Source organism: Pseudomonas sp. Cab53 (assembly GCF_018325965.1).
Lineage (GTDB): Bacteria > Pseudomonadota > Gammaproteobacteria > Pseudomonadales > Pseudomonadaceae > Aquipseudomonas > Aquipseudomonas chlororaphis_E.
Genome location: NZ_AP021902.1, coordinates 2034368 through 2058850 on the forward strand (window position 1 = coordinate 2034368; position 24483 = coordinate 2058850).

General features: G+C 62.9%; 19 protein-coding genes, 3 tRNA genes and 2 pseudogenes. 20 read left to right on the plus strand and 4 right to left on the minus strand.

Going from position 1 to position 24483, the window contains the following annotated elements; all coding sequences use genetic code 11:
* Positions 1-26 precede the first annotated feature (26 nt).
* Positions 27-917 carry a LysR family transcriptional regulator gene (locus KI241_RS08885; RefSeq protein ID WP_042728361.1) on the minus strand — a complete coding sequence of 297 codons (891 nt, stop codon included), beginning with the start codon at positions 915-917 and terminating at the stop codon, positions 27-29.
* Between the two features lie 156 nt (positions 918-1073).
* Between KI241_RS08885 and leuC the strand changes: the two genes are divergently transcribed.
* From leuC to KI241_RS08980, 20 genes and pseudogenes are all read left to right on the plus strand, one after another.
* A complete protein-coding gene (gene leuC / locus KI241_RS08890) occupies positions 1074-2492 on the plus strand; it encodes a 3-isopropylmalate dehydratase large subunit (protein WP_042728362.1) in 1419 nt (472 codons plus the stop codon).
* Between the two features lie 11 nt (positions 2493-2503).
* Positions 2504-3148 carry a 3-isopropylmalate dehydratase small subunit gene (gene leuD, locus KI241_RS08895; RefSeq protein ID WP_042728363.1) on the plus strand — a complete coding sequence of 215 codons (645 nt, stop codon included), beginning with the start codon at positions 2504-2506 and terminating at the stop codon, positions 3146-3148.
* 149 nt (positions 3149-3297) lie between these two features.
* Positions 3298-4062: a class I SAM-dependent methyltransferase gene (locus KI241_RS08900; RefSeq protein WP_047737337.1), complete on the plus strand. Its 765-nt coding sequence runs from the start codon at positions 3298-3300 to the stop codon at positions 4060-4062.
* A gap of 64 nt (positions 4063-4126) precedes the next feature.
* Positions 4127-5209 (plus strand): 3-isopropylmalate dehydrogenase, encoded by a 1083-nt coding sequence (gene leuB / locus KI241_RS08905; RefSeq protein ID WP_042728365.1) that lies wholly within the window; start codon positions 4127-4129, stop codon positions 5207-5209.
* A gap of 54 nt (positions 5210-5263) precedes the next feature.
* A complete protein-coding gene (asd, locus tag KI241_RS08910) occupies positions 5264-6376 on the plus strand; it encodes an aspartate-semialdehyde dehydrogenase (RefSeq protein WP_042728366.1) in 1113 nt (370 codons plus the stop codon).
* 311 nt (positions 6377-6687) lie between these two features.
* On the plus strand, positions 6688-7698 hold the full coding sequence (locus KI241_RS08915; RefSeq protein WP_042728367.1) for an aspartate-semialdehyde dehydrogenase: 1011 nt from the start codon (positions 6688-6690) through the stop codon (positions 7696-7698).
* 208 nt (positions 7699-7906) lie between these two features.
* Complete coding sequence (locus tag KI241_RS08920; RefSeq protein ID WP_123578637.1) at positions 7907-10522, plus strand: FimV/HubP family polar landmark protein; 2616 nt, start codon at positions 7907-7909, stop codon at positions 10520-10522.
* 369 nt (positions 10523-10891) lie between these two features.
* Complete coding sequence (gene truA, locus KI241_RS08925; protein WP_003203852.1) at positions 10892-11716, plus strand: tRNA pseudouridine(38-40) synthase TruA; 825 nt, start codon at positions 10892-10894, stop codon at positions 11714-11716.
* 63 nt (positions 11717-11779) lie between these two features.
* Complete coding sequence (locus KI241_RS08930; RefSeq protein ID WP_212803584.1) at positions 11780-12412, plus strand: phosphoribosylanthranilate isomerase; 633 nt, start codon at positions 11780-11782, stop codon at positions 12410-12412.
* A 257-nt stretch (positions 12413-12669) separates the two neighbouring features.
* Positions 12670-13590 (plus strand): acetyl-CoA carboxylase, carboxyltransferase subunit beta, encoded by a 921-nt coding sequence (gene accD / locus KI241_RS08935; protein ID WP_042732641.1) that lies wholly within the window; start codon positions 12670-12672, stop codon positions 13588-13590.
* A pseudogene (gene folC, locus KI241_RS08940) lies at positions 13587-14629 on the plus strand (bifunctional tetrahydrofolate synthase/dihydrofolate synthase); the annotation flags it as partial. The gene accD and the pseudogene folC, both read left to right, overlap by 4 nt.
* Positions 14630-14653: 24 nt before the next feature.
* Positions 14654-14893 carry a hypothetical protein gene (locus KI241_RS27750; RefSeq protein ID WP_244868303.1) on the plus strand — a complete coding sequence of 80 codons (240 nt, stop codon included), beginning with the start codon at positions 14654-14656 and terminating at the stop codon, positions 14891-14893.
* Positions 14877-15545 (plus strand): SPOR domain-containing protein, encoded by a 669-nt coding sequence (locus KI241_RS08945; RefSeq protein WP_212803585.1) that lies wholly within the window; start codon positions 14877-14879, stop codon positions 15543-15545. The genes KI241_RS27750 and KI241_RS08945 overlap by 17 nt, the downstream gene beginning before the upstream one ends.
* Positions 15546-15635: 90 nt before the next feature.
* The gene (locus KI241_RS08950; RefSeq protein WP_039593931.1) at positions 15636-16196 is read left to right on the plus strand and encodes a CvpA family protein; all 561 of its coding nucleotides are present in this window, start codon (positions 15636-15638) and stop codon (positions 16194-16196) included.
* Between the two features lie 41 nt (positions 16197-16237).
* Entirely contained in the window at positions 16238-17743 is a 1506-nt protein-coding gene (purF, locus tag KI241_RS08955) for an amidophosphoribosyltransferase (RefSeq protein WP_042728273.1), read from the plus strand.
* 50 nt (positions 17744-17793) lie between these two features.
* Positions 17794-19005 (plus strand): O-succinylhomoserine sulfhydrylase, encoded by a 1212-nt coding sequence (locus KI241_RS08960; protein WP_042728274.1) that lies wholly within the window; start codon positions 17794-17796, stop codon positions 19003-19005.
* Entirely contained in the window at positions 19002-19775 is a 774-nt protein-coding gene (locus tag KI241_RS08965) for an SDR family oxidoreductase (RefSeq protein ID WP_042728275.1), read from the plus strand. The genes KI241_RS08960 and KI241_RS08965 overlap by 4 nt, the downstream gene beginning before the upstream one ends.
* 103 nt (positions 19776-19878) lie before the next feature.
* A tRNA-Val gene (locus KI241_RS08970) sits at positions 19879-19954 on the plus strand.
* 58 nt (positions 19955-20012) lie between these two features.
* Positions 20013-20089 (plus strand) — tRNA-Asp (locus tag KI241_RS08975).
* Between the two features lie 87 nt (positions 20090-20176).
* Positions 20177-20253 (plus strand) — tRNA-Asp (locus KI241_RS08980).
* A gap of 168 nt (positions 20254-20421) precedes the next feature.
* Here KI241_RS08980 and KI241_RS08985 read toward each other — a convergent pair.
* From KI241_RS08985 to KI241_RS08995, 3 genes and pseudogenes are all read right to left on the minus strand, one after another.
* Entirely contained in the window at positions 20422-21717 is a 1296-nt protein-coding gene (locus KI241_RS08985; RefSeq protein ID WP_123578641.1) for a hypothetical protein, read from the minus strand.
* A gap of 16 nt (positions 21718-21733) precedes the next feature.
* A pseudogene (locus KI241_RS08990) lies at positions 21734-22986 on the minus strand (OprD family porin).
* A gap of 108 nt (positions 22987-23094) precedes the next feature.
* The gene (locus KI241_RS08995) at positions 23095-24465 is read right to left on the minus strand and encodes an MFS transporter (protein WP_123578643.1); all 1371 of its coding nucleotides are present in this window, start codon (positions 24463-24465) and stop codon (positions 23095-23097) included.
* Positions 24466-24483: the final 18 nt, after the last annotated feature.

Below are 24483 nucleotides of genomic sequence, written 5' to 3' on the forward strand. Positions count from 1 at the left end.
GCGTGGCGCTACAGGCGTCGCACAACCTATGCCTGAGTCCCTGGCAGATCGATTTGTGCGTCCAGTAGCGCCATGAAGGCCCGTGCAGCATTCGACAGCGTCCGTTCGGTGTGCAAGATATAGCCTAGCTGGCGAGTGAGCTGTATGCCTGGCAAAGGAATACGCGCCACCTGTTCGTCGAGCATGGTGCGCGGCAAAACGCTCCAGGCCAGGCCGATGGAAACCATCATCTTTATGGTTTCCAGATAATTCGTGCTCATGGCGATGTTGGGCGTCAGGCCCTGGGCCTCGAACAGCCGTCGCACGATGTGATGGGTGAACGTATTGCCGCCCGGGAAGACCGCGGGGTGCAAGGCGATGTCGGCGAGGCTGACGGCGCCGTTTTCCAGCAGCGCATGTTCCGGCGCCACCACGAAATCCAGCGGGTCGTCCCAGACCGGCGTGGCACGCACCAGCGTGTGCGGTTCGGGGGCGAGGGTGATAACCGCCAGCTCCGCCCGGCCATGGAGGATTTCCTCGTAGGCCACTTCCGAATCCAGGAACTGAATATCCAGCGCCACCTGTGGGTAGCGTCGGGTGAATGCCCTCAACAGCGGTGGCAGGCGGTGCAGGCCGATGTGGTGGCTGGTGGCGAGGGTCAGTCGCCCGGTCACTTCGCCGGTCAGGTTGGTCAGGGCGCGGCGGGTATCGTCCAGTACATTGAGGATTTGATAGGCCCGTGGCAGCAGCGCGCGGCCGGCCTCGGTCAGGCCCACTTCACGGCCCAGGCGGTCGAACAGGCGTACGTTGAGTTGTTGTTCCAGGCCGGCAATGCGCTTGCTGATGGCCGGTTGGGTCAGGTGCAGGCGTTCACCGGCACCGGAGAAACTGCCCGTCTCGGCGATGGCAATAAAGGCGTTGAGGTTGGCGAGGTCCATGGCGGTCGGGGTCGAATTCCAGTTGGTTATGCAAAGTATAAAAAATATGAATTTGAGTTATTCAATGTAACCCCATAGCATCAGCCTCACAAGCCAAAGGGTTATTGAAACGTTCAAGGCCCGGGGCATAGAAACAAGCTGATGAGGAACCGTCTGATGGCCGGCAAAACGCTCTACGACAAGCTCTGGGATTCGCATTTGGTCAAGCAGCGCGACGATGGCTCGGCGCTGATCTATATCGATCGTCACATCATCCACGAAGTGACGTCGCCGCAAGCCTTCGAAGGCCTGCGCCTGGCTGGGCGCAAGCCGTGGCGCATCGACGCCAACATCGCCACCCCGGACCACAACGTACCGACCACCCCGGAGCGCAAGGGCGGCATCGCGGCCATTGCCGACCAGGTCTCGCGCCTGCAAGTCCAGACCCTCGACGATAACTGTGACGAGTACGGCATCGTCGAATTCAAGATGAATGACGTGCGCCAGGGTATCGTCCACGTCATCGGCCCGGAGCAGGGCGCGACCTTGCCCGGCATGACCGTGGTCTGCGGCGACTCGCACACTTCCACCCACGGCGCATTCGGCGCCCTGGCCCATGGCATCGGTACTTCCGAGGTCGAGCACGTGCTCGCCACCCAGTGCCTGGTCGCCAAGAAAATGAAAAACATGCTGGTTCGCGTCGAAGGCAAGCTGCCGTTCGGTGTGACTGCCAAGGACATCGTCCTGGCGGTGATCGGCAAGATCGGCACCGCCGGCGGCAACGGCCATGCCATCGAGTTCGCTGGCAGCGCGATTCGCGACTTGTCCGTCGAAGGCCGCATGACCATCTGCAACATGTCCATCGAGGCCGGTGCCCGCGTGGGCCTGGTGGCGGCCGATGAAAAAACCGTGGAATACGTTAAGGGTCGTCCGTTCTCGCCAAAAGGCGCGGAGTGGGACATGGCGGTCGAAGCCTGGAAGGACCTGGTGTCCGACGCCGACGCCCACTTCGACACCGTGGTCGAACTCGACGCCGCCCAGATCAAACCGCAGGTCAGCTGGGGCACTTCGCCGGAAATGGTCCTGGCCGTTGACCAGAACGTCCCGGATCCGGCCAAGGAGATGGACCTGGTCAAGCGCGACTCTATCGTCCGTGCCTTGAAATACATGGGCCTGAGCGCCAACCAGGCGATCACCGACATTCAGCTCGACCGCGTGTTCATCGGCTCGTGCACCAACTCGCGGATCGAAGACCTGCGCGCTGCCGCGGTGATCGCCAAGGGCCGCAAGGTTGCTTCGACCATCAAGCAGGCCATCGTGGTGCCAGGCTCGGGCCTGGTGAAAGCCCAGGCTGAAGCGGAAGGGCTGGACAAAGTGTTCATCGAGGCCGGTTTCGAATGGCGTGAGCCGGGGTGCTCGATGTGCCTGGCGATGAACCCGGATCGCCTGGAGTCGGGCGAGCATTGCGCTTCCACCTCCAACCGTAACTTCGAAGGCCGTCAGGGCGCCGGTGGCCGTACGCACCTGGTGAGCCCGGCCATGGCCGCGGCAGCGGCTGTCAACGGCCGTTTCGTCGACGTCCGCGAATTGATCTGAAGGAGCGCAGCATGAAAGCTTTTACCCAGCACACCGGTCTTGTCGCGCCTTTGGATCGTGCCAACGTCGACACCGACCAGATCATTCCCAAACAGTTCTTGAAGTCCATCAAGCGCACCGGTTTCGGCCCGAACCTGTTCGATGAGTGGCGCTACCTGGATGTGGGCCAGCCGTACCAGGACAACTCCAAGCGCCCGCTGAACAAGGATTTCGTACTCAACGCCGAGCGTTACCAAGGCGCCAGCGTGTTGCTGGCCCGCGAGAACTTCGGCTGCGGTTCGAGCCGCGAGCACGCGCCGTGGGCCCTGGAAGAGTACGGTTTCCGTAGCATCATCGCGCCGAGCTACGCCGACATCTTCTTCAACAACAGCTTCAAGAACGGCTTGCTGCCGATCATCCTGAGCGACGCTGAAGTCGACGAGCTGTTCCAGCAGGTCGAAGCCAACCCGGGTTACCAGTTGCAGATCGATCTGGCGGCCCAGACCGTCACCCGTCCCGACGGCAAGGTGCTGGGGTTCGAGATCGATGCCTTCCGCAAGCATTGCCTGCTCAATGGCCTGGATGACATCGGCCTGACCCTGCAGGACAGCGATGCGATTGCCGCGTTCGAGGCCAGGCACCGGGCGAGCCAGCCTTGGCTGTTTCGCGATGCCTGATTGATTTGAGCTTTAAATAGGCAGGGCCGGCCTCTTCGCGGGCAAGCCCGCTCCCACAAAGTTTTGCGAACATCCAGTGTGGGCGCGGGCTCGCCCTCGAAGACGGCAGCAAAAACACCACCAGGCTAACCCCAAAAAAGGAAGTGCCCATGACCAGCACCGCCCACAGTCAGGTTGTACAGAAACAATTCGGTGAACAGGCCTCGGCCTACCTGAGCAGTGCCGTGCACGCCCAGGGCGCCGAGTTCGCGCTGCTGAAGGCGGAGCTGGCCGGTCATGAGCAGGCGCGTGTGCTGGACCTGGGATGCGGTGCCGGCCACGTGAGTTTCCACGTGGCGCCGCTGGCCGGTGAAGTGGTGGCCTATGACCTGTCACAGCAGATGCTCGATGTCGTGGCCACGGCGGCTGCGGACCGTGGCCTGGACAACATCACCACGGTGCGCGGTGCCGCCGAGCGCCTGCCGTTCGCTGATGGCGAGTTCGACTTCGTGTTCAGCCGCTATTCGGCGCATCATTGGAGCGACCTGGGCCTGGCGTTGCGCGAAGTGCGCCGCGTGCTCAAGCCGGGTGGGGTGATGGCGTTCATCGATATCCTGTCGCCGGGCACACCGTTGCTGGACACTTACCTGCAAAGCATCGAAGTGCTGCGCGACACCAGCCATGTGCGCGACTATTCGGCTGACGAGTGGTTGCGCCAGGTCAGCGAGGCGGGGCTGTACACCCGCAGTCTTTCGCGCCAGCGCCTGCGGTTGGAATACCAGTCCTGGGTCGAGCGCATGCGCACCCCCGAGGTGATGCGCGGGGCGATTCTGGCGCTGCAGCGTGCGATGGGCGATGAAGTGCGTGAATATTTTGAGATTGAGGCCGATGGTTCGTTCAGTACAGATGTACTGGTGCTGTGGGCCGAGCGATAGCATTTTTCCTGGTGCGACCTGGGTTTAGAACCTGGTGCGTGCCGATAGAGCAAACGAGGAAAGCATGAGCAAGCAGATTCTGATTCTCCCCGGCGACGGTATTGGCCCGGAAATCATGGCCGAGGCGGTCAAGGTCCTGGAGTTGGCGAACGACAAGTACGACCTGGGCTTCGAGCTCAGCCACGACGTCATCGGTGGCGCAGCCATCGACAAGCACGGCGTGCCGCTGGCCGATGAAACCCTGGAGCGTGCCCGTGCGGCCGATGCCGTGCTGCTGGGCGCCGTGGGCGGCCCGAAATGGGACAAGATCGAGCGTGACATCCGCCCCGAGCGCGGCCTGCTGAAGATCCGTGCGCAACTGGGCCTGTTCGGCAACCTGCGTCCGGCGATCCTCTACCCGCAACTGGCCGATGCTTCGAGCCTGAAGCCGGAAATTGTCTCGGGCCTGGACATCCTCATCGTTCGTGAGCTGACCGGCGGTATCTACTTCGGCGCCCCCCGTGGCACCCGTGAGCTGGATAATGGCGAACGCCAGGCCTACGACACCCTGCCGTACAGCGAAAGCGAAATCCGCCGCATCGCCCGGGTCGGTTTCGACATGGCCCGCGTGCGGGGCAAGAAGCTGTGCTCGGTGGACAAGGCCAACGTGCTGGCGTCCAGCCAACTGTGGCGCGAAGTGGTCGAGCAGGTGGCCAAGGATTACCCGGACGTCGAGCTGAGCCACATGTACGTCGACAACGCCGCCATGCAACTGGTGCGTGCGCCGAAGCAGTTCGACGTGATGGTCACCGACAACATGTTCGGCGACATCCTGTCCGACGAAGCGTCGATGCTCACCGGTTCCATCGGCATGTTGCCGTCGGCGTCCCTGGATGCCAACAACAAGGGGATGTACGAGCCATGCCACGGTTCGGCGCCGGACATCGCCGGGCAGGGCATCGCCAACCCGTTGGCGACCATCCTGTCGGTGTCGATGATGCTGCGCTACAGCTTCAACCGCAGTGACGCGGCCGACGCCATCGAGCAGGCGGTCAGCGTGGTGTTGGACCAGGGCTTGCGCACAGGCGATATCTGGTCGGCCGGTTGTACCAAAGTCGGTACGCAGCAAATGGGCGATGCAGTAGTCGCCGCGCTGCGGAATCTGTAATCTTTCGGGCCCACTGCTTCGACGGTGGCCCACTTTTGTATAGGTGTAGTTGCGATGAAACGTGTAGGTCTGATCGGTTGGCGCGGCATGGTCGGTTCCGTGCTCATGCAGCGAATGCTGGAAGAGCAGGATTTCGATCTCATTGAGCCGGTGTTTTTCACCACCTCCAACGTAGGTGGCCAGGGCCCGTCCGTGGGCAAGGATACCGGCGCGCTCAAGGATGCCTACAGCATCGAAGAGCTCAAGACCCTCGACGTGATCCTGACCTGCCAGGGCGGCGACTACACCAGCGAAGTCTTCCCCAAGCTGCGTGAAGCCGGCTGGCAGGGTTACTGGATCGACGCCGCTTCCAGCCTGCGCATGCAGGACGACGCGGTGATCATTCTCGATCCGGTGAACCGCAAGGTCATCGACCAGCAGTTGGATGCGGGCACCAAGAACTACATCGGCGGCAACTGCACCGTCAGCCTGATGCTGATGGGCCTGGGCGGCCTGTTCGAGGCCGGCCTGGTGGAGTGGATGAGCGCCATGACCTACCAGGCGGCGTCCGGTGCCGGTGCGCAGAACATGCGCGAGCTGATCAAGCAGATGGGCGCGACCCACGCCGCCGTCGCCGATGACCTGGCCAACCCGGCCAGCGCCATCCTGGACATCGACCGCAAGGTGGCCGAGGCGATGCGCAGCGATGCCTATCCGACCGAGAACTTTGGCGTGCCGCTGGCCGGCAGCCTGATCCCGTGGATCGACAAGGAACTGCCTAACGGCCAGAGCCGCGAAGAGTGGAAGGCCCAGGCTGAAACCAACAAGATCCTGGGCCGCTTCAAGAGCCCGATCCCGGTGGACGGCATCTGTGTGCGCATCGGTGCCATGCGCTGCCACAGCCAGGCGCTGACCATCAAGCTGAACAAAGACGTCCCGATCGCCGACATCGAAGGGCTGATCAGCCAGCACAACCCATGGGTCAAGCTGGTGCCGAACAACCGCGACATCAGCATGCAGGAGCTGAGCCCAACCAAGGTCACCGGCACCCTGAACGTGCCAGTGGGGCGTCTGCGCAAGCTGAACATGGGTTCGCAATTCGTCGGTGCCTTCACCGTCGGCGACCAGTTGCTGTGGGGTGCGGCCGAGCCGCTGCGCCGCATGCTGCGGATCCTGCTCGAGCGTTGATTCGATGTGGCTGTGAAAGAACCCGTGCCTTGTGAAAGGTGCGGGTTTTTTTATGGTTACAGATAAACGCGTCCTTGTGGGAGCGGGCTTGCTCGCGAAAGCGGTATGTCAGTTTGCACCTGCGTTGAATGTGCCCCCGTCTTCGCGAGCAAGCCCGCTCCCACAGGTTCTTTGTTCGCCGCGAAATCCCATGTGGGAGCGAGCTTGCTCGCGAGGAGGCCAGTCCAGGCACTGCAAGTCCCCCAGCCAATTGCCTGCATACCCACCACCCGGTAAAGTGCCGCTCCCCCCGTGTTACCTGAGGTAGACCCATGAGCCAGTCCTTTGATATTGCCGTGATCGGCGCCACCGGTACTGTCGGCGAAACCCTTGTCCAGATTCTCGAAGAGCGCGATTTCCCGATCGGCAACCTGCATTTGCTGGCCAGCAGCGAGTCGGCCGGCAGCTCGGTGCTGTTTCGTGGCAAGAACGTGCGGGTGCGGGAGGTCGCTGAATTTGATTTCAGCAAGGTTCAACTGGCGTTTTTCGCCGCAGGCCCGGCGGTGACCCTGAGTTTCGCCCCGCGTGCCACGGCGGCCGGCTGTGCGTTGGTCGATCTGTCCGGTGCGTTGCCGCCGGAGCAGGCGCCGCAGATCGTGCCGCAAGCTAACGCCCAGGTGCTGGCCGGCCTGGCAAAACCTTTCCAGGTCAGCAGCCCGAGCGCTTCGGCCACGGTACTGGCCATGGCGCTGGCGCCGCTGCGCGAGTGTCTGGTGATGCAGCGCGTCAGCGTGACCGCCCACCTCGCCGTGTCCACCCAGGGCCGTGTCGCCGTGAACGAGTTGGCGCGCCAGACCGCCGAACTGCTCAACGCCCGCCCGTTGGAGCCGACCTTTTTCGATCGGCAGATGGCGTTCAACCTGCTGGCCCAGGTCGGTACGCCGGACGAGCAGGGTCACACGCTGCTGGAAAAGCGCCTGGTGCGCGAATTGCGCCAGGTGCTGGAGCAACCTTTGTTAAAGATTTCCGGTACTTGCATTCAAGCGCCGGTGTTTTTTGGCGATAGCTTTAGCGTGACGGTGCAGACGGCCGATGCCGTCGACCTGGCGAAGGTCAATGCGGCCCTCGAAGCTGCGCCGGGTATCGAGCTCGTGGAGGCGGGCGACTACCCGACGCCGGTGGGCGATGCGGTGGGGCAGGATGAGGTCTACGTCGGGCGTGTGCGACTGGGTATCGACGATCCGGCTGAACTAAATATGTGGCTGACGTCAGATAACGTACGCAAAGGCGCGGCGCTCAATGCGGTGCAGGTCGCTGAGTTGTTGATAAAAGACTTGCTGTAAAAGATACTTGGCGTCAATTTGTCGAATGGTTCTAGCTGGGCGCTATGCTTGGCCAGAGAGCTGAAGGCGAACCTCCCTCCGGGGGCTTCCCGGGACATGAGTGAAACGATCGCGCGCACCGTCGCTTCGGGGCTGCGCGCAATGCCTTACGGCAGCGGCATCAATACCTTCTCGCTGGCCGAGGAATGTTCAAACAAAGGAAGAGGCTATGGTTCAAGTTCGCAAACTGGTGTTAGCAATAGCGGCCGCCTCGGCGCTGTCCTCCGGTATGGCGCAGGCGCTCGGGCTTGGGGAATTGACCCTGAAGTCGACGCCGAACCAGCCCCTGGTCGCCGAGATCGAGCTGCTCGACGTCCAGCAGTTGACCGCCGCCGAAGTCGTGCCGAGCCTGGCCTCGCCCGAAGACTTCGCCAAGGCCGGCGTCGACCGCCAAGCCTTCCTCAACGACCTGAGCTTCACGCCGGTGATCAACGCCAATGGCAAGAGCGTCTTGCGGGTCACCTCCAGCCGGCCGCTGTCCGAGCCGATGGTCAAGTTCCTGGTGCAGGTGATGTGGCCCAACGGTCGCCTGTTGCGCGACTACAGCGTGCTGCTCGACCCGTCCAAGTTCTCCCCGCAGGCGGCGGATGCTGCCCGGGCGAAACCGCCTCAGGTGGTGTCCACGCCGGTCACCGGTGCCACCAAGCCTTCCCAGTACACCACCACGCCGCGCGACACCCTGTGGGAAATCGCCGCCAAGGTGCGCAACGGCGGGTCGGTCCAGCAGACCATGTTGGCGATCCAGGCGTTGAATCCGAATGCATTCATCAACGGCAACATCAACCTGCTCAAGACCGGCCAGGTGCTGCGCTTGCCAGACTCGGTGCAAAGCACCGCGCTGCCGCAGCCCCAGGCCATTGCCGAAGTCGCCGCGCAGAACGCCGCCTGGCGTTCGGGGCGGCGTGGCGTGGCGGGCGCGGGCCAGCAACAGCTGGATGCAACCCGGCGTGGCCGCGGTGAAGGCGCGCCGGCCCAGGCCGCTGGTCGCGATAACCTGAGCCTGGTGTCGGCCGAGTCGGCGAAGGCGGGCGGCAAGGGCAAGGGCGCTGCCGGTGATGCCCAGGCGCTGAGCAACAAGCTGGCGGTGACCCAGGAGAGCCTCGATTCGGCCCGCCGGGACAACGAAGAGCTGAAAAGCCGCATGGCCGACCTGCAAAGCCAGTTGGACAAGCTGCAACGCCTGATCGAATTGAAGAACAATCAGCTGGCCAAGATGCAGGCCGAAGGTGGCGCAGTGCCGCCTGCGGGTGAAGCGGCCCCGGCGATGTCCGCGCAATTGACCCCCGCACCGGCTGCGCAAACGCCGGGGGCGCAGGCTCCGACTGTCGCGCCCGAGGCTGCTCCCGCACCGGCCGCCACCCCGGAAGCGACACCGCCGGCCACGCCGATCGAGCCAGCGCCGGCGGCTTCCAATGAGCAGAAGTACAACGATCTGCTGACCAACCCGGTCCTGCTGGGCCTGGTGGGCGGCGGCGTGTTGATCCTGCTGTTGCTGCTGTTGTTGCTCGCCCGCCGCCGCAAGGCCCAGCAGGAAGCCGAGAAACATTTGCGCATGGCCCGAGCCCTCGAGGAGGAGGCCGACTTCTCCCCGGAGCTCGATCTGCCCCCGAGCAGCTTCGAGGGCATTGAAGTTCCACCTCCCAGCGTCAAACTCGAGCCAAAACCGGCGCCTGCGCCAGTGCCCAAGCCGGCCCCGCTCGTTGCCCCGGTGATTGTCACGCCGCCGATTGCCGCGCCCTTGGTGGCGCCTGCCGCCGAGCCTTCGGATGACGTGTTGCCCCTGGCCCAGTCCCACATCGACCGCGGTCGCCTGAACCAGGCCGCCGACCTGCTGGAACAAGGCATCAAGGCCGAACCCCAGCGCAGTGACCTGCGGCTGAAGCTCATGGAAGTCTACGGCCAGCAAGGCGATCGCGATGCGTTCGTCGCCCAGGAGCGCCAGCTCGTGGCCAACGGCGACAACTACGCCCAGGTCGAGCAGCTCAAGAGCCGTTTCCCTGCCATGGTCGTGGCGACCGGCGCCGGCCTGGCTGCGGCGGCACTGGCCGCCGAGCTGGATGCGCAGTACGTCAAGGACCTGCTGGAAGACAAGCCGTTGTCCGATGAGGAACTGGACAGTGCCTTTGACCTGAGCCTGGATGACCTGGAAACGACGCCGGTGCCACCGGCCGCCGAGCCGATCGCCGAGCTGGATGCATTCCCGGAAGACGACGACCTGAGCTTCGAGTCGGTGCTCAAGCAGCAGACCGAAGCCAACCAGAGCCTCGATGACCTGTCCGAGTTCGACCTGGACCTGGGCGCCGATACCCCGGCCCCGACCGCAGCCCTCGATGACGAGGACTTCCTGTTGGATCTGGGCGACGACCTCAAGGGCTTCGACTTGCCGCCGGCCGATGCGCCTGCGTTGCTCGACACTCCGTCCGACGATCTCGAGCTGCCCGCGGATTTCGACCTGTCCCTGGCTGACGAAATGGATGTCCCTGGCGCGCCGAAGGACGCCTTCGAGTCCGAGCTGGACGACGTCAATGCCGAGTTGGACCGCCTGTCGGACAGCCTGAGCGAGCCAACCTTCACCGCCGAAGATGCGCTGGCCGGCGCCGAGGACGAGCCGGATTTCGACTTCCTCAGCGGCACCGACGAGGTGGCGACCAAGCTCGACCTGGCCCAGGCCTACATGGACATGGGCGATAATGATGGCGCCCGGGACATCCTCGGCGAAGTCCTTAGCGAAGGCGATGCTACGCAGAAGAGCGAAGCGCAGGAGATGTTGTCGCGCCTGGCGTGAATCAGTGGTTATACAAAAAATGGCAGCCGGTGAGGCTGCCGTTTTTATTTGTGGGTCATTCACGCTGCTCTTGTGGCGAGGGAGCTTGCTCCCGCTGGGCTGCGAAGCAGGCCTCTCTATGGCACGTCGAGCACTTTTGCGAGCGCTGCGCACTCGAGCGGGAGCAAGCTCCCTCGCCACAAGGACTTGTCTTGGTTTGAAAACCATCTGAACCCCTGTGGGAGTAAGCGTGCTCGCGATAGCGCCAGCCCATTCAACACAGATCACCCGCCGGACTGGCATCCCAAGCCATCGGCCTTATAATGCCCGCCTTTGCGTCCCTCAGCAGGCTGTAATTCCTTGGCAAACATAGACAATCCGGCCGCCGAAATGGCGGCCGACGGCTTTTTCCGGATCGCCCTGGGCGTTGAATACAAGGGCTCGCGCTATCGGGGTTGGCAGCGCCAGGCTTCTGGTGTGCTGACGGTGCAGGAAACCCTCGAGAATGCGCTGTCCAAAGTCGCCGACTCGCCGGTGTCGCTGCATTGTGCCGGTCGTACCGACGCAGGCGTGCACGCCTGCGGCCAAGTGGTGCATTTCGACACCCAGGTCGAGCGCTCGATGAAGGCCTGGGTGATGGGCGCCAACATCAACCTGCCGCACGATGTCAGCGTCAGTTGGGCCAAGGTGATGCCGGCGCACTTTCACGCGCGCTTCAAGGCTATCGCCCGGCGTTATCGCTATGTGATCTACAACGATCAGATCCGCCCGGCGCACCTGAACGAAGAAATCACCTGGAACCACCGTCCGCTGGATGTCGAGCGCATGGCCGAGGCGGCGCAGTATCTGGTCGGTGTGCATGATTTCAGCGCGTTCCGCGCCGGCCAGTGCCAGGCCAAGTCGCCGATCAAGGAGCTGCATCACCTGCGCGTGACGCGGCACGGCAAGATGATCGTGCTCGACATCCGCGCCAGCGCATTCCTGCACCACATGGTGCGCAACATTGCCGGTGTGTTGATGACTATTGGCGCCGGCGAACGCCCAGTGGAGTGGATCAAGGAAGTGCTCGACAGCCGTATCCGCCGCTCCGGCGGGGTGACCGCGCATCCGTTCGGCCTGTACCTGGTGCAGGTGGAATACCGCGATGAATTCGAGTTGCCCGAGCGTTACATCGGGCCACATTTCCTCACCGGCTTCTCGGAACTCGACGGCTGACGCCTTTCGCAGCATTTGCTACCATCCGGGACTTTCACGGATTTGCCTTGGAGTTTTCACGACATGTCGGCCGTTCGCAGCAAGATTTGCGGGATCACCCGCGTCGAGGACGCGTTGGCGGCGGTCGAGGCCGGAGCCGATGCCATCGGGTTGGTGTTCTACGCCAAGAGCCCGAGGGCGGTGACGGTGCAGCAGGCGAGGGCAATCATCCAGGCCTTGCCGCCGTTCGTGACCCCGGTCGGGCTGTTCGTCAATGCCAGTCGTTGCGAGCTGGGCGAGATACTCGATGCGGTGCCGCTGGCGCTGTTGCAGTTCCATGGCGACGAAACCCCGGAGGACTGCGAGGGCTGGCACCGCCCGTACATCAAGGCGTTGCGGGTCAAGGCGGGCGATGACATCGCCGCCGCATGCGAGACCTTCGCCGGAGCCAGCGGTATTTTGCTGGACACCTACGTGGAAGGCGTTCCCGGGGGTACTGGCGAGGCGTTCGACTGGTCACTGGTGCCCAAGGGGCTGAGTAAGCCGATTATCCTGGCCGGTGGCCTGACGGCAGAGAATGTGGCCGAGGCCATTCGCCAGGTTCGTCCGTATGCGGTCGATGTGAGCGGCGGCGTGGAGCAGGGCAAGGGGATCAAGGATCCGGCAAGGATTCGCGCGTTCATGGCGGCTGTACGCAGCAGCCAGTCGCCAATGTGACGGCTGGCAGACTGCCGCCGTCCATACCTGCACTGTACACAGCAGGCAGGCACCGCCTCCGGGTGGGCCGATAGCGTAGTGGCAACCACGATGAAGCGGTTGCCGGGATGGCTGAGGAAGGTTGGGTTGCACGCAGGTCATGTTTCGCGCTGACCGTGGCGGCCCTTCGGCCCTCGCCGCACAATGAATTTAGCTCAAGGGCATACGCGGGGCCGCGAACCAGAGCGTTCGGGCCGCCGGTACTGGAGAAAGAAAGCATGAGCAACTGGTTAGTAGACAAACTGATCCCTTCGATCATGCGTTCCGAGGTGAAGAAAAGCTCGGTGCCTGAAGGTCTGTGGCACAAATGTCCTTCCTGCGAAGCGGTGTTGTATCGCCCGGAGCTGGAAAAGACCCTGGACGTGTGCCCCAAGTGCAACCACCACATGCGCATTGGCGCGCGTGCCCGTATCGATATCTTCCTGGACGCCGAGGGTCGTGAAGAGCTCGGCGCCGACCTGGAGCCGGTGGACCGCCTGAAGTTCCGCGACGGCAAGAAGTACAAGGACCGCCTGACAGCTGCCCAGAAGCAGACCGGCGAGAAAGACGCCCTGGTGTCCATGAGCGGCACTTTGCTGGGCATGCCGGTGGTGGTCTCGGCGTTCGAGTTCTCCTTCATGGGCGGTTCCATGGGTGCCATCGTTGGCGAGCGTTTCGTTCGTGCCGCCAACCATGCCCTGGAAAACCGTTGCCCGATGATCTGCTTCGCCGCCTCCGGCGGTGCGCGGATGCAGGAAGCGCTGATTTCCCTGATGCAGATGGCCAAGACCTCCGCGGTGCTGGCACGCTTGCGTGAAGAAGGCATTCCATTCATCTCGGTGCTGACCGACCCGGTCTACGGCGGTGTCTCCGCCAGCCTGGCCATGCTGGGCGACGTGATCGTCGGCGAGCCTAAGGCGCTGATCGGCTTTGCCGGCCCGCGTGTGATCGAGCAGACCGTGCGTGAAAAACTGCCCGAAGGCTTCCAGCGAAGCGAGTTCCTGCTGGAGCACGGTGCGATCGACATGATCATCCATCGCCAGGAACTGCGTCCGCGCCTGGGCAACCTGCTGGCGCAACTGATGGGGCTGCCGACGCCGAAGTTCGTCGCCGCTCCCGTCGAGCCGATCGTGGTTCCGCCGGTGCCTGCAGGCCTATGACCCAACGTACCCTGGGCGACTGGCTTGCCTACCTCGAGCAGTTGCATCCGTCGGCCATCGACATGGGGCTGGAGCGCTCGCAAGCGGTAGCGTCCCGCATGGGACTGGCCAAGCCGGCGCCCCGGGTCATTACCGTTACCGGCACCAACGGTAAGGGTTCGACCTGCGCCTTCCTGGCCTCGCTGCTGCGGGCCCAGGGGTTGAACGTCGGTGTCTACAGTTCGCCGCACCTGCTGCGCTACAACGAGCGGGTGCAGGTCAACGGCGTCGAGGCCACTGACGCCCAACTGTGCGAAGCCTTTGCCGCGGTGGAAACCGGGCGGGGCGAGACTTCCCTGACCTATTTCGAAATGGGCACCCTGGCGGCGTTCTGGCTGTTCGCTCGGGCAGGCCTCGATGCCGTGGTGCTGGAAGTCGGCCTGGGCGGGCGCCTGGATGCGGTCAACCTGGTGGACGCCGACATCGCCTTGGTCACCAGCATCGGCGTGGACCATGCCGATTACCTGGGCGATACCCGCGAATCCGTGGCGTTCGAGAAGGCCGGTATCTTTCGCCAGGGCGCACCTGCGCTCTGCGGCGACCTCGATCCGCCTCAACCGCTGCTGGACAAGGTCCGCGAGCTGGGCTGCCCATTCTTCCTGCGTGGGCGGGATTTTGACCTGGCAATGACCGAGCAGCACTGGCAATGGCGCGGCAGCGATGCCCAGGGCCAGCCAGTGGAACTGCGTGACCTGCCGCTGCTGGACCTGCCGATGGAAAACGCCGCGCTGGCGCTTCAGGCCTACTTGCTGCTCGGCTTGCCGTGGGAGGCGGGGCAGATTGCCGAGGCGTTGCAGGCAGCGCGCGTTGTCGGGCGGTTGGATCGTCGCCAGTTCGAGTGGCAGGGCAAGCGCCTGAACCTGTTGCTGGATGTCGGGCACAATCCCCATGCCGCGCAGTACCTGGCCGAGCGTCTGGCCCGGCGGCCGGTCGTGGGCGGCGCCTGGCGGTATTCGGACTGCTGTCCGACAAAGACCTGGATGGCGTTGTCGAGGCGTTGGGTGCTAGTGTCCAGCAATGGGCGGTGACGCCGCTGGACTCGCCGCGTTCGCGTCCGGCGACCGAGTTGCAGGCCACTTTGCAGCGTCACGGTGCTGCTGTACAAAGCTATGGCAGTGTGGCCGCCGCGCTGGAAGGGCAGTGCGCCGCGGCGACGGCCGATGACGAGATCCTGTTGTTCGGATCATTTTTTTGTGTTGCCGAGGCCCTTCAATGGCTGGCCCGGCGCTCCACGGAGGACGCGGCAGATGGCAATGCTGGATAAGGCGTACAAGCAGCGCATGGTCGGTGCCCTGGTGTTGGTGGCCCTGGCGGTGATTTTCCTGCCGATGCTGTTTTCCCGCCAGGACGAGCAGCGCCAGATCACGGTGGATGCGCCGGCTGCGCCCCAGGCGCCTGCCGTGCCGCCCGTGCAGGTAGAGCCGGTGGCGGTGCCTGAACCACAGGCACTGCCCCAGGAACCTGTACCGAGTGACGAGGAGCTGGCGCAGCAGCCAGCTGCGCCGTCGACGCCTATCGCACCCGCACCCGCACCCGCTGCGCCAGCGCCGAGCAAACCGGTCGTCGCGCCGACGCCTGCTCCGGCGGCGCCTGCCGTCAAGCCGGCCCCGACCCAGCCGATTACCGCCGCACCCGCCAAGCCGGACACCACGCAAAGCCGTGTGGATGCCAACGGCCTGTCGGTCAGTTGGTCGGTGCAACTGGCCAGCCTGACCAGTCGCGAAAGTGCTGAAAGCTTGCAGAAAAACCTGCGCAGCCAGGGCTACAACGCTTATATCCGCTCCGCCGATGGCAAGAACCGGGTATTTGTCGGGCCGTTGATCGAGCGCGCCGAGGCCGATCGCCTGCGTGACCTGCTCGGGCGCCAGCAGAACCTCAAGGGTTTCGTGGTACGTTTCCAGCCAGAGCGTGGTTGACCGGCGATTTAGCTGATTTGAATCACGCAGCTTACCGACAGCCCTGGGCTCTGCTAAAATGCGCCGCCTTATCCGTCTGCAGGCTGCACCGTGCCATTTACCTGGGTTGACTGGGCGATCGTTGCGATCGTCGCCATCTCCGCATTGATCAGTCTGAGCCGAGGCTTCGTCAAGGAAGCCCTCTCGCTGCTGACCTGGATCATCGCGGGAGTCGTGGCCTGGATGTTTGGTGGCTCGCTGTCCCAGTACCTCGCCGGATACATCGAAACCCCGTCGGCTCGCGTGATCGCGGGCTGTGCCATCTTGTTTATCGCCACCTTGCTGGTCGGCGCAATGATCAATTATCTGATCGGCGAACTGATTCGCGTCACCGGGCTTTCCGGGACGGACCGGTTCCTGGGCATGGCCTTCGGCGCGGCGCGTGGCGCGTTGCTGGTGGTCGTGGCCGTCGGGCTCCTGAGCTTGGGGCCGGTGCAGCAGGATACGTGGTGGCAGGAGTCCCGGCTCGTGCCACAATTTCTATTGGTCGCAGACTGGTCTAAAAACCTGATTCTGGGTTGGAGCAGTCAGTGGCTTGCCAGCGGTATCAGCGTACCCGCTGAAATACCGTTCAAGGAGCAGCTCTTGCCGATGGCCAAAACGCCGCAGTGAGTGCTGTTCAGTTCAGATCCATTAAGTAGGGGTTGCGTCGCATGTGTGGCATCGTCGGTATCGTCGGTAAGTCGAACGTCAATCAGGCGCTGTATGACGCGCTAACCGTGCTCCAGCACCGCGGCCAGGACGCTGCCGGTATCGTGACCAGCCATGACGGCCGGTTATTCCTGCGCAAGGACAACGGCCTGGTGCGTGACGTGTTCCACCAGCGTCACATGCAGCGCCTGGTCGGCCACATGGGTATCGGCCACGTGCGCTATCCGACGGCGGGCAGCTCGACGTCGGCTGAGGCCCAGCCGTTCTACGTCAACTCGCCATACGGCATCACCCTGGCGCACAACGGCAACTTGACCAACGTCGAGCAGCTGGCCAAGGAAATCTACGAATCGGACCTGCGCCACGTCAACACCAGTTCCGACTCGGAAGTGATGCTCAACGTGTTCGCCCATGAGCTGGCCCAGCGCGGCAAGCTGCAGCCTACCGAGGAAGATGTGTTCGCGGCGGTGACCGACGTGCATAACCGTTGCGTCGGCGGCTACTCGGTGGTGGCGATGATCACCGGCTACGGTATCGTCGGCTTCCGCGATCCCCACGGCATTCGTCCGATCGTGTTCGGCCAGCGTCACACCGACGAAGGCGTCGAGTACATGATCGCCTCCGAAAGCGTGTCCCTGGACGTGCTCGGTTTCACCCTGATTCGCGACCTGGCCCCAGGCGAAGCGGTCTACATCACTGAAGACGGCAAGCTGCACACCCGCCAATGCGCGACCAACCCGAGCCTGACCCCCTGCATCTTCGAGCACGTCTACCTGGCGCGCCCGGACTCGATCATCGACGGCATCTCTGTCTACAAGGCCCGCCTGCGCATGGGCGAAAAGCTGGCCGAGAAGATCCTGCGCGAGCGCCCGGACCATGACATCGACGTGGTCATCCCGATCCCGGACACCAGCCGCACGGCGGCCCTGGAGTTGGCGAACCACCTGGGCGTCAAGTTCCGCGAAGGCTTCGTGAAGAACCGCTACATCGGCCGTACCTTCATCATGCCGGGCCAGGCTGCGCGGAAAAAATCCGTACGCCAGAAACTCAACGCCATCGAGCTGGAATTTCGCGGCAAGAACGTGATGCTGGTGGATGACTCCATCGTACGCGGCACCACGTGCAAGCAGATCATCCAGATGGCCCGCGAAGCCGGCGCCAAGAACGTGTATTTCTGCTCGGCCGCTCCGGCGGTGCGTTATCCGAACGTCTACGGCATCGACATGCCGAGTGCCCACGAACTGATCGCGCACAACCGCAGCACCCAGGACGTGGCCGACCTGATCGGCGCCGACTGGTTGATCTACCAGGACCTGCCGGACCTGATCGAAGCGGTGGGCGGCGGCAAAATCAAGATCGAGCAGTTCGATTGCGCGGTGTTCGACGGCAAGTACGTCACCGGCGACATCGACGAGGCCTACCTGAACCGGATCGAGCACGCGCGTAACGATGCGTCCAAGGCCAAGACCCAGGCGGTCAGTGCGATCATCGATCTGTACAACAACTGAGTGACGAACCGGCCCCGAGGGGCCGGTTTGCGATTTGAAGGAGTGGCAGCATGAGTCAGGATTGGGATGCCGGTCGGCTGGACAGCGACCTTGAGGGCGTAGCGTTCGACACCCTGGCGGTGCGCGCGGGTCAGCACCGCACACCGGAAGCCGAACATGGCGATCCGATGTTCTTTACCTCCAGCTACGTATTCCGCACGGCCGCCGATGCGGCAGCGCGGTTTGCTGGCGAGGTGCCAGGCAACGTCTACTCGCGCTACACCAACCCGACCGTGCGCGCTTTCGAAGAGCGCATTGCCGCCCTGGAAGGCGCCGAGCAAGCGGTCGCTACCGCTACCGGCATGGCGGCGATCATGGCGGTGGTGATGAGCCTGTGCAGCGCCGGCGACCATGTCCTGGTTTCGCGCAGTGTCTTCGGTTCGACCATCAGTCTGTTCGAAAAATACTTCAAGCGCTTTGGCGTGGAAGTCGACTACGTGCCCCTGGCGGACCTGTCCGGCTGGGACGCGGCGATCAAGCCCAACACCAAGCTGTTGTTCGTTGAATCGCCCTCCAACCCCTTGGCCGAGCTGGTGGACATTGCCGCGCTGGCGGAAGTCGCCCATGCCAAGGGCGCCATGCTGGTGGTCGACAACTGCTTCTGCACCCCGGCGCTGCAACAGCCGCTGAAACTGGGGGCTGACGTGGTGGTGCATTCGGCGACCAAGTTCATCGACGGCCAGGGCCGATGCATGGGTGGCGTGGTGGCCGGTCGCGGCGAGCAGATGAAGGAAGTGGTGGGGTTCCTGCGCACTGCCGGGCCGACCCTCAGCCCGTTCAACGCCTGGATCTTCCTCAAGGGCCTGGAAACCCTGGGCCTGCGCATGAAGGCGCACTGTGCCAACGCCCAGGCCCTGGCCGAATGGCTGGAGCAGCAGGACGGCATCGAGAAGGTCCATTACGCCGGTCTCAAGAGCCATCCGCAGCATGACCTGGCCCAGCGCCAGCAGCGCGGCTTTGGTGCAGTGGTGAGTTTCGAGGTCAAGGGGGGCAAGGAGGGCGCCTGGCGCTTCATCGACGCGACCCGGTTGATTTCCATCACCGCCAACCTGGGCGATAGCAAGACCACCATTACCCACCCGAGCACCACGTCCCACGGTCGCCTGTCGCCCCAGGAGCGTGAAGCGGCGGGTATTCGTGACAGCCTGATTCGCGTTGCGGTCGGCCTGGAAGACGTGGCCGACCTGCAAGCCGACCTGGGTCGCGGGTTGGCGGCCTTGTGATCGAGTTGGCAACGCCGCCGGGCGGCACTCACGGCCGGGTTGCACTGGTCACGGGGGCCGCGCGGGGCATCGGCCTGGGCATTGCTGCCTGGTTAATTTGCGAAGGCTGGCAGGTGGTGTTGACCGACCTGGATCGCGAGCGCGGTTCCAAGGTTGCGAAGACCCTGGGCGACAACGCCTGGTTCATCGCCATGGACGTGGCGGACGAGGCGCAGGTCGCCACCGGTATCGCCGAGGTGCTTGGCCAGTTCGGCCGTCTCGATGCGCTGGTGTGCAATGCGGCCATTGCCGACCCGCACAACATCACCCTGGAAAGCCTGGACCTGGCCTACTGGAATCGGGTCCTGGCGGTGAACCTGGGTGGGCCGATGCTGCTGGCCAAGCATTGTGCGCCGTACCTGCGTGCCCACAACGGCGCGATCGTCAACCTGGCCTCGACCCGCGCCGCACAATCGGAGCCGGACACCGAAGCCTATGCGGCAAGCAAGGGCGGCCTGCTGGCCCTGACCCATGCCCTGGCGATCAGCCTCGGGCCGGAGATCCGCGTCAACGCCGTCAGTCCTGGCTGGATCGATGCGCGCGACCCTTCGCAGCGCCGTGCAGAGCCACTCACCGATTCCGATCACGCCCAACATCCGGCGGGCAGGGTAGGGACCGTGGAGGACGTGGCGGCGATGGTGGCATGGCTGTTGTCGCGCAATGCCGGTTTTGTCACGGGCCAGGAGTTCGTGGTGGACGGCGGCATGACCAAGAAGATGATTTACAAATAAGTCCATGGGCGCGCGGCGCTTGAAACTGTTTTGAAAAAACTTCAACCCTGCTATTGACTTAGCTTCGGTACCTGCGTAAATTTCGCGGCCTCAGCAAAGCAAAGGGTGATTAGCTCAGCCGGGAGAGCGTCTGCCTTACAAGCAGAATGTCGGCGGTTCGATCCCGTCATCACCCACCATGTTTCAAGAGAGTCTTGCGAAAGCAAGATGGAAGCTGTCAAAAGCCTCCACCGACGCGCAGCGGTAGTTCAGTCGGTTAGAATACCGGCCTGTCACGCCGGGGGTCGCGGGTTCGAGTCCCGTCCGCTGCGCCATATTTTCCGAAGCAGGTTCGCCTGGTTCGAGATCAATCCCAAGGGGCTGGTCAGACGAGTTAACTGGACGCAAGTCCACAGCGATACGCAGCGGTAGTTCAGTCGGTTAGAATACCGGCCTGTCACGCCGGGGGTCGCGGGTTCGAGTCCCGTCCGCTGCGCCATATCTGCTTCGAGGCCCACTGAACGCCTTGAAGCTACGAAACAAGCGGCCTAAGGCCGCTTTTTTCGTTTTTGGCTTCCATTGAATTCAGTACCCACCCCGATTTTTCCAGTCAAACATTCAAATATGCCGCCCGGCGCCAGGCCGAGCGGCGTGCCTCGACGTGCCTTCAAGAAAAGGCTTCGATCATGGCTTTATGGGCTTCCACCACCGGTACCAAGAGGCAGGCATCGACTTTTTCCAGGGTGTCCTCCTGGGTATGGAACCAGCGATGTACGCCCAGCACCGCGAAGGCATTGAGGTATCCGCGCTCGATGATGCCGGATAGTTCTCCTTTGCCTTTCAAGGCATTGAGGGGGCGCTCCAAGCCCGACAGACCGGCGAATACCCGTGTCGCCTTGTCCATGAGCGCAGGCGATACCATCAACGCGCGTTGCGGGTCAGCGGAGGGTAGGAAGAAGGGCTTGTCCCGGCTCGCCAGGTCGAGACAGTCGCGCGTAGCCAAGCCTGCGCCGATATGGGTCCAGATCGCCGTGGCCTCTGGTGACGGCGCGAGCGGCACGGCTTTGTGCATACCGGCAAAATCCATTTCATGGCCACCGGAATTGATGACACAGATGGAGTGGTCGGCAAAGCGCTTCGCTGCCCATTGAGCAAGATGCAAAAAAGCGGCAGTTCCCGTGCCGCGCTCGGCCACGCAGGAGAACCAGCCGGTGCGTGGCGTGGAAATGACCAACCATTTCTTGCCTGCCACTCTTCGTCCTATCAGGTTGACGGTGTCGCGCTGGCTTGCCTGCCCCGACACTGTCAGCGTGATGCTTCTGTCCTGCACGATTGCCGGTATCAATGACGGCAGGTCACTGGGGGCCATGACGACGATGGGCACATCGGCCATCGGTTTCAGTCGTGTATTGAGACCGACGATCCCTCCTGTCGGCCCGACCGGGACGATGACGATGGCGGCAGGAGCTGCCTTGACGGCGGCCTCAAGAAAACGCCCCGCCTGCCCCATGAACAGCGCCGCATGTTTGTCATGGGGCAGCACCAGTATTGCAATCTTTCCCGAAGCCTCGGGCGCCTGGGAGGGGTCATGGATCAGGACGGCCTTTGCAGTCAGCCCTGCCGCCGACGTCGACACCACGACAGGTTGGGGTTTCACCTCGACTTTATGCCCTTCCCAGGCGAGCTCGGAACGCACTGATTCGAAGTACGGGAGCGACACGTTCTGCTCTTCGACGACGTACCCGGACGCTTTGAGCCGCGATGCAATCCAATCGGCTGTCGCACGGTCGCCTTTGCCCCCACTGCCTTTGTCACCCAGGGCCGCGTGTTTCTCGAGGTCGCGTTGCAGTTGCTGCAGCAAGTCGTCGTTGGTCATCGCCAGCGTCATCTCCTGCGCTTGTGCGATCGTGGCCAACGAAGCCAGCGCCAGCGAACTGCCCAGTAATTCCCGTCGATTCATCATCGCAATGGTCCCTTGATTACCGGAGTTTCCAGGTATAGGCGGCAATGAGCCGGTTTTCGTCCAGGTCTTGCGTCAAGCCATTGCTGGAGCGAAAGGTCGCATTGCGCCAGCGCAGGTCCAGGCCCTTGAGCGCGCCGCTCTGTATCACGTAGGTGATGTCGGTATCGCGTTCCCATTCAGTGCCGCTACTGACCGTACGACTTTCCACGCCTGTGCCTTTTACGTAACGCGTCATGAACGTCAGCCCGGGTATGCCCAAGGCGGCAAAATCATAGTTGTAACGCAATTGCCAGGAGGTTTCGCCGATCTTGGTGAAGCTGTTGTAGGTGACCAGGTTCACCACGTAGGGCGTGCCGGTTTCGATGACAGGAAACGCCGTATCCCCGCGCATTTCCTGATAACCCATGGAGAACTTGTGCGCTGCCACACCCAACGTGACGATGCCGTTGAAGTTGCGGTTATCGATGCGCCCGGCCTTGGCATTGCCCGTATCGCGGCTATCGAAATACCGCAGGTCACTGCGCAGGCTGACGCCTTCACCCAGGGGTAGGGTGTGGATCAGGCCGGCAAATTGCTGGACATAAATATCGTCCAGTTCGCCGTGATGGTAACGCAGCGTCAGTTCCTTGGTCAGCGCAAAGTCCCCCCTACCAGATCCAGATGGCTGGATTTCTGGCCCGCATAACCGATGTCATCGTTGCTGGATGAATCGCGCGCATTGCCCTTGGTCAGGCGTCCGGTGGTGAAGGTCAATCGGTCTATGTCATTGGAGGTCAGTAATCCGCCTGCGAATGTCGAGGGCAATAGCCGCATATCGTTGTAGAAGGCCAGCGGGTGGGTCGGCATAAGCGTGCCGATCTTCAGCTCGCTCTTGGCGAGGCGTACCTTGGCGGTGGCGCCCAATTCGCTGTAGTTGTCGGTTGGCTCATTGCTGTCAGGGCCGTAGGGCAACAGGCCTGAGCCGCGTCGCCCTGCACCGGAGTCCAGCTTCACACCCAACTCAGCCAGCGCGTCCAGCCCGAAACCGACGGAGCCCTCGGTGTAACCGGACCGCAAATCTATGATGAAGCCCTGGGCCCATTCCTCGGTTTTGGACTGAGGTGCGTTGTCTTGTCGGAAGTCGCGGTTCAGATAGAAGTTGCGGGTGGTCAGCGTTGCGGTGCTGTCTTTCAGAAATTCTGCATTTGCCGGTTGGCTGATGAGGAGCAGAACGCTGGCGGCCAGGGCAGTGTTGCGTCGTGACAGCAGTAAAAACGGGATCCTGATCATTGTTATTGGTCTCCAGGAATGGAATGAGGCGAAATTTGCGCACACGTCTTCCGGGCCACGGTGTTGGCCGTGGCGTTTTACGAATCGTTATGTTCTGAAGCCCAGGCGTCAGGCTTGGGAGGTGTCCGGTACTGGCTCGGCGGCAGAAGGCTCGCCTTTTTCAACCAGCCGTCCGATGACGAAAGCGCAGACGGAGAGCAGGGCCGGACAAATCGCCAATACCAGGAAACTCTTCACCACCGGCAGGCCGCTGTTGAGCACGTAGGCACCGAGCAGTGGGCCTAGGATCGAACCGATCTTGGCAATTGACGTGGCCCAGCCGGCGCCATTGGCGCGGATGGCGCTGGGATAGAAGATCCCGGCAATACTGAGGATGCCGTAGTGTGAGCCTTTGACGAACAGGCCGCCGGCCAGGCTCAGCATCAGGAAGGCGGTGCCCTGCATGCCGGTAACGCCGAGTACCAGCAGGAAAGGCAAGGCCAGCAGCGGATAGACCATCACCATGTAGGGCCCGCGGGTGTCGACGAAGCGCATCATCACCAGCCCCGCCATCGCCCCGCTGAACGACGCGATCGAGCTGACCCACGACGCGGTCGCGCGATCGAATCCTGCGTATTGATAGACCAACGGGCTCCAGGAGGCGAGGAAGTACATGGCCATGGAGCTGGCGGAGTAGCCCAGCCAGATCATCGGTGTGATCCATTTCAGGCGGCCGATGAACAGTTGGCTGACACGAAAGGGTTGGCGGCCGATGTCCGGCTCGTCCAGCAGGACGAACTGGTCGTCGGGGCGTACATCCAGGTGCCGGTCCATGCGCTTGAGAATCGCCGCGATTTTCTCCGGCGCCTTGCGCTTGCTGGCCAGGAAACGAACCGATTCGGGCAGGGTGAACAGCAACAGCACCCAAGCGAGCAGCGTCAGCACGCCGCCGAACACGAATACGCCTTGCCATCCGACATGCGGCGCCAGCCATACCGTCAGCGGCCCGGCTACTGCGCTGCCAAGGCTGAAACCGACCATGATCACGGTGACGACCGTGGAGCGGTAGCGCTTGGGGACGAACTCAATGTTCAACGCCCAGCACAGGGGCAGCATGGCGCCCAGGGCAAAGCCGTTGAAAAAGCGCAGGACCATCAACGATTCATAGCTGTCGGCCATGACAAACAGCAAGGTCAGCAGGCCAAACGCGCAGTTTGAGAACAGGATCGTGGGGCGGCGCCCGATGCGGTCGCCCAGGTAGCCGAAGAAGAACCCGCCGAGCATCATCCCCAGCAGGCCGATGGAGAAGATTTCGCCCAGTTGGATCTTGTCCAGGCCGACCTCATCGGCGATATAGGACGCCGTGTGCGAGAGCACCAGCAGATCGAAACCGTCGAGGAAGGTGATCAGGACCGAGACGAGGATCACCACATAGTTGAAACGTGACAATTTGCGGCCTTCTATGAGTGCCGCGACATCCAGGGGGCGTGACTGTGACATGTACGTTCTCCACCGCAT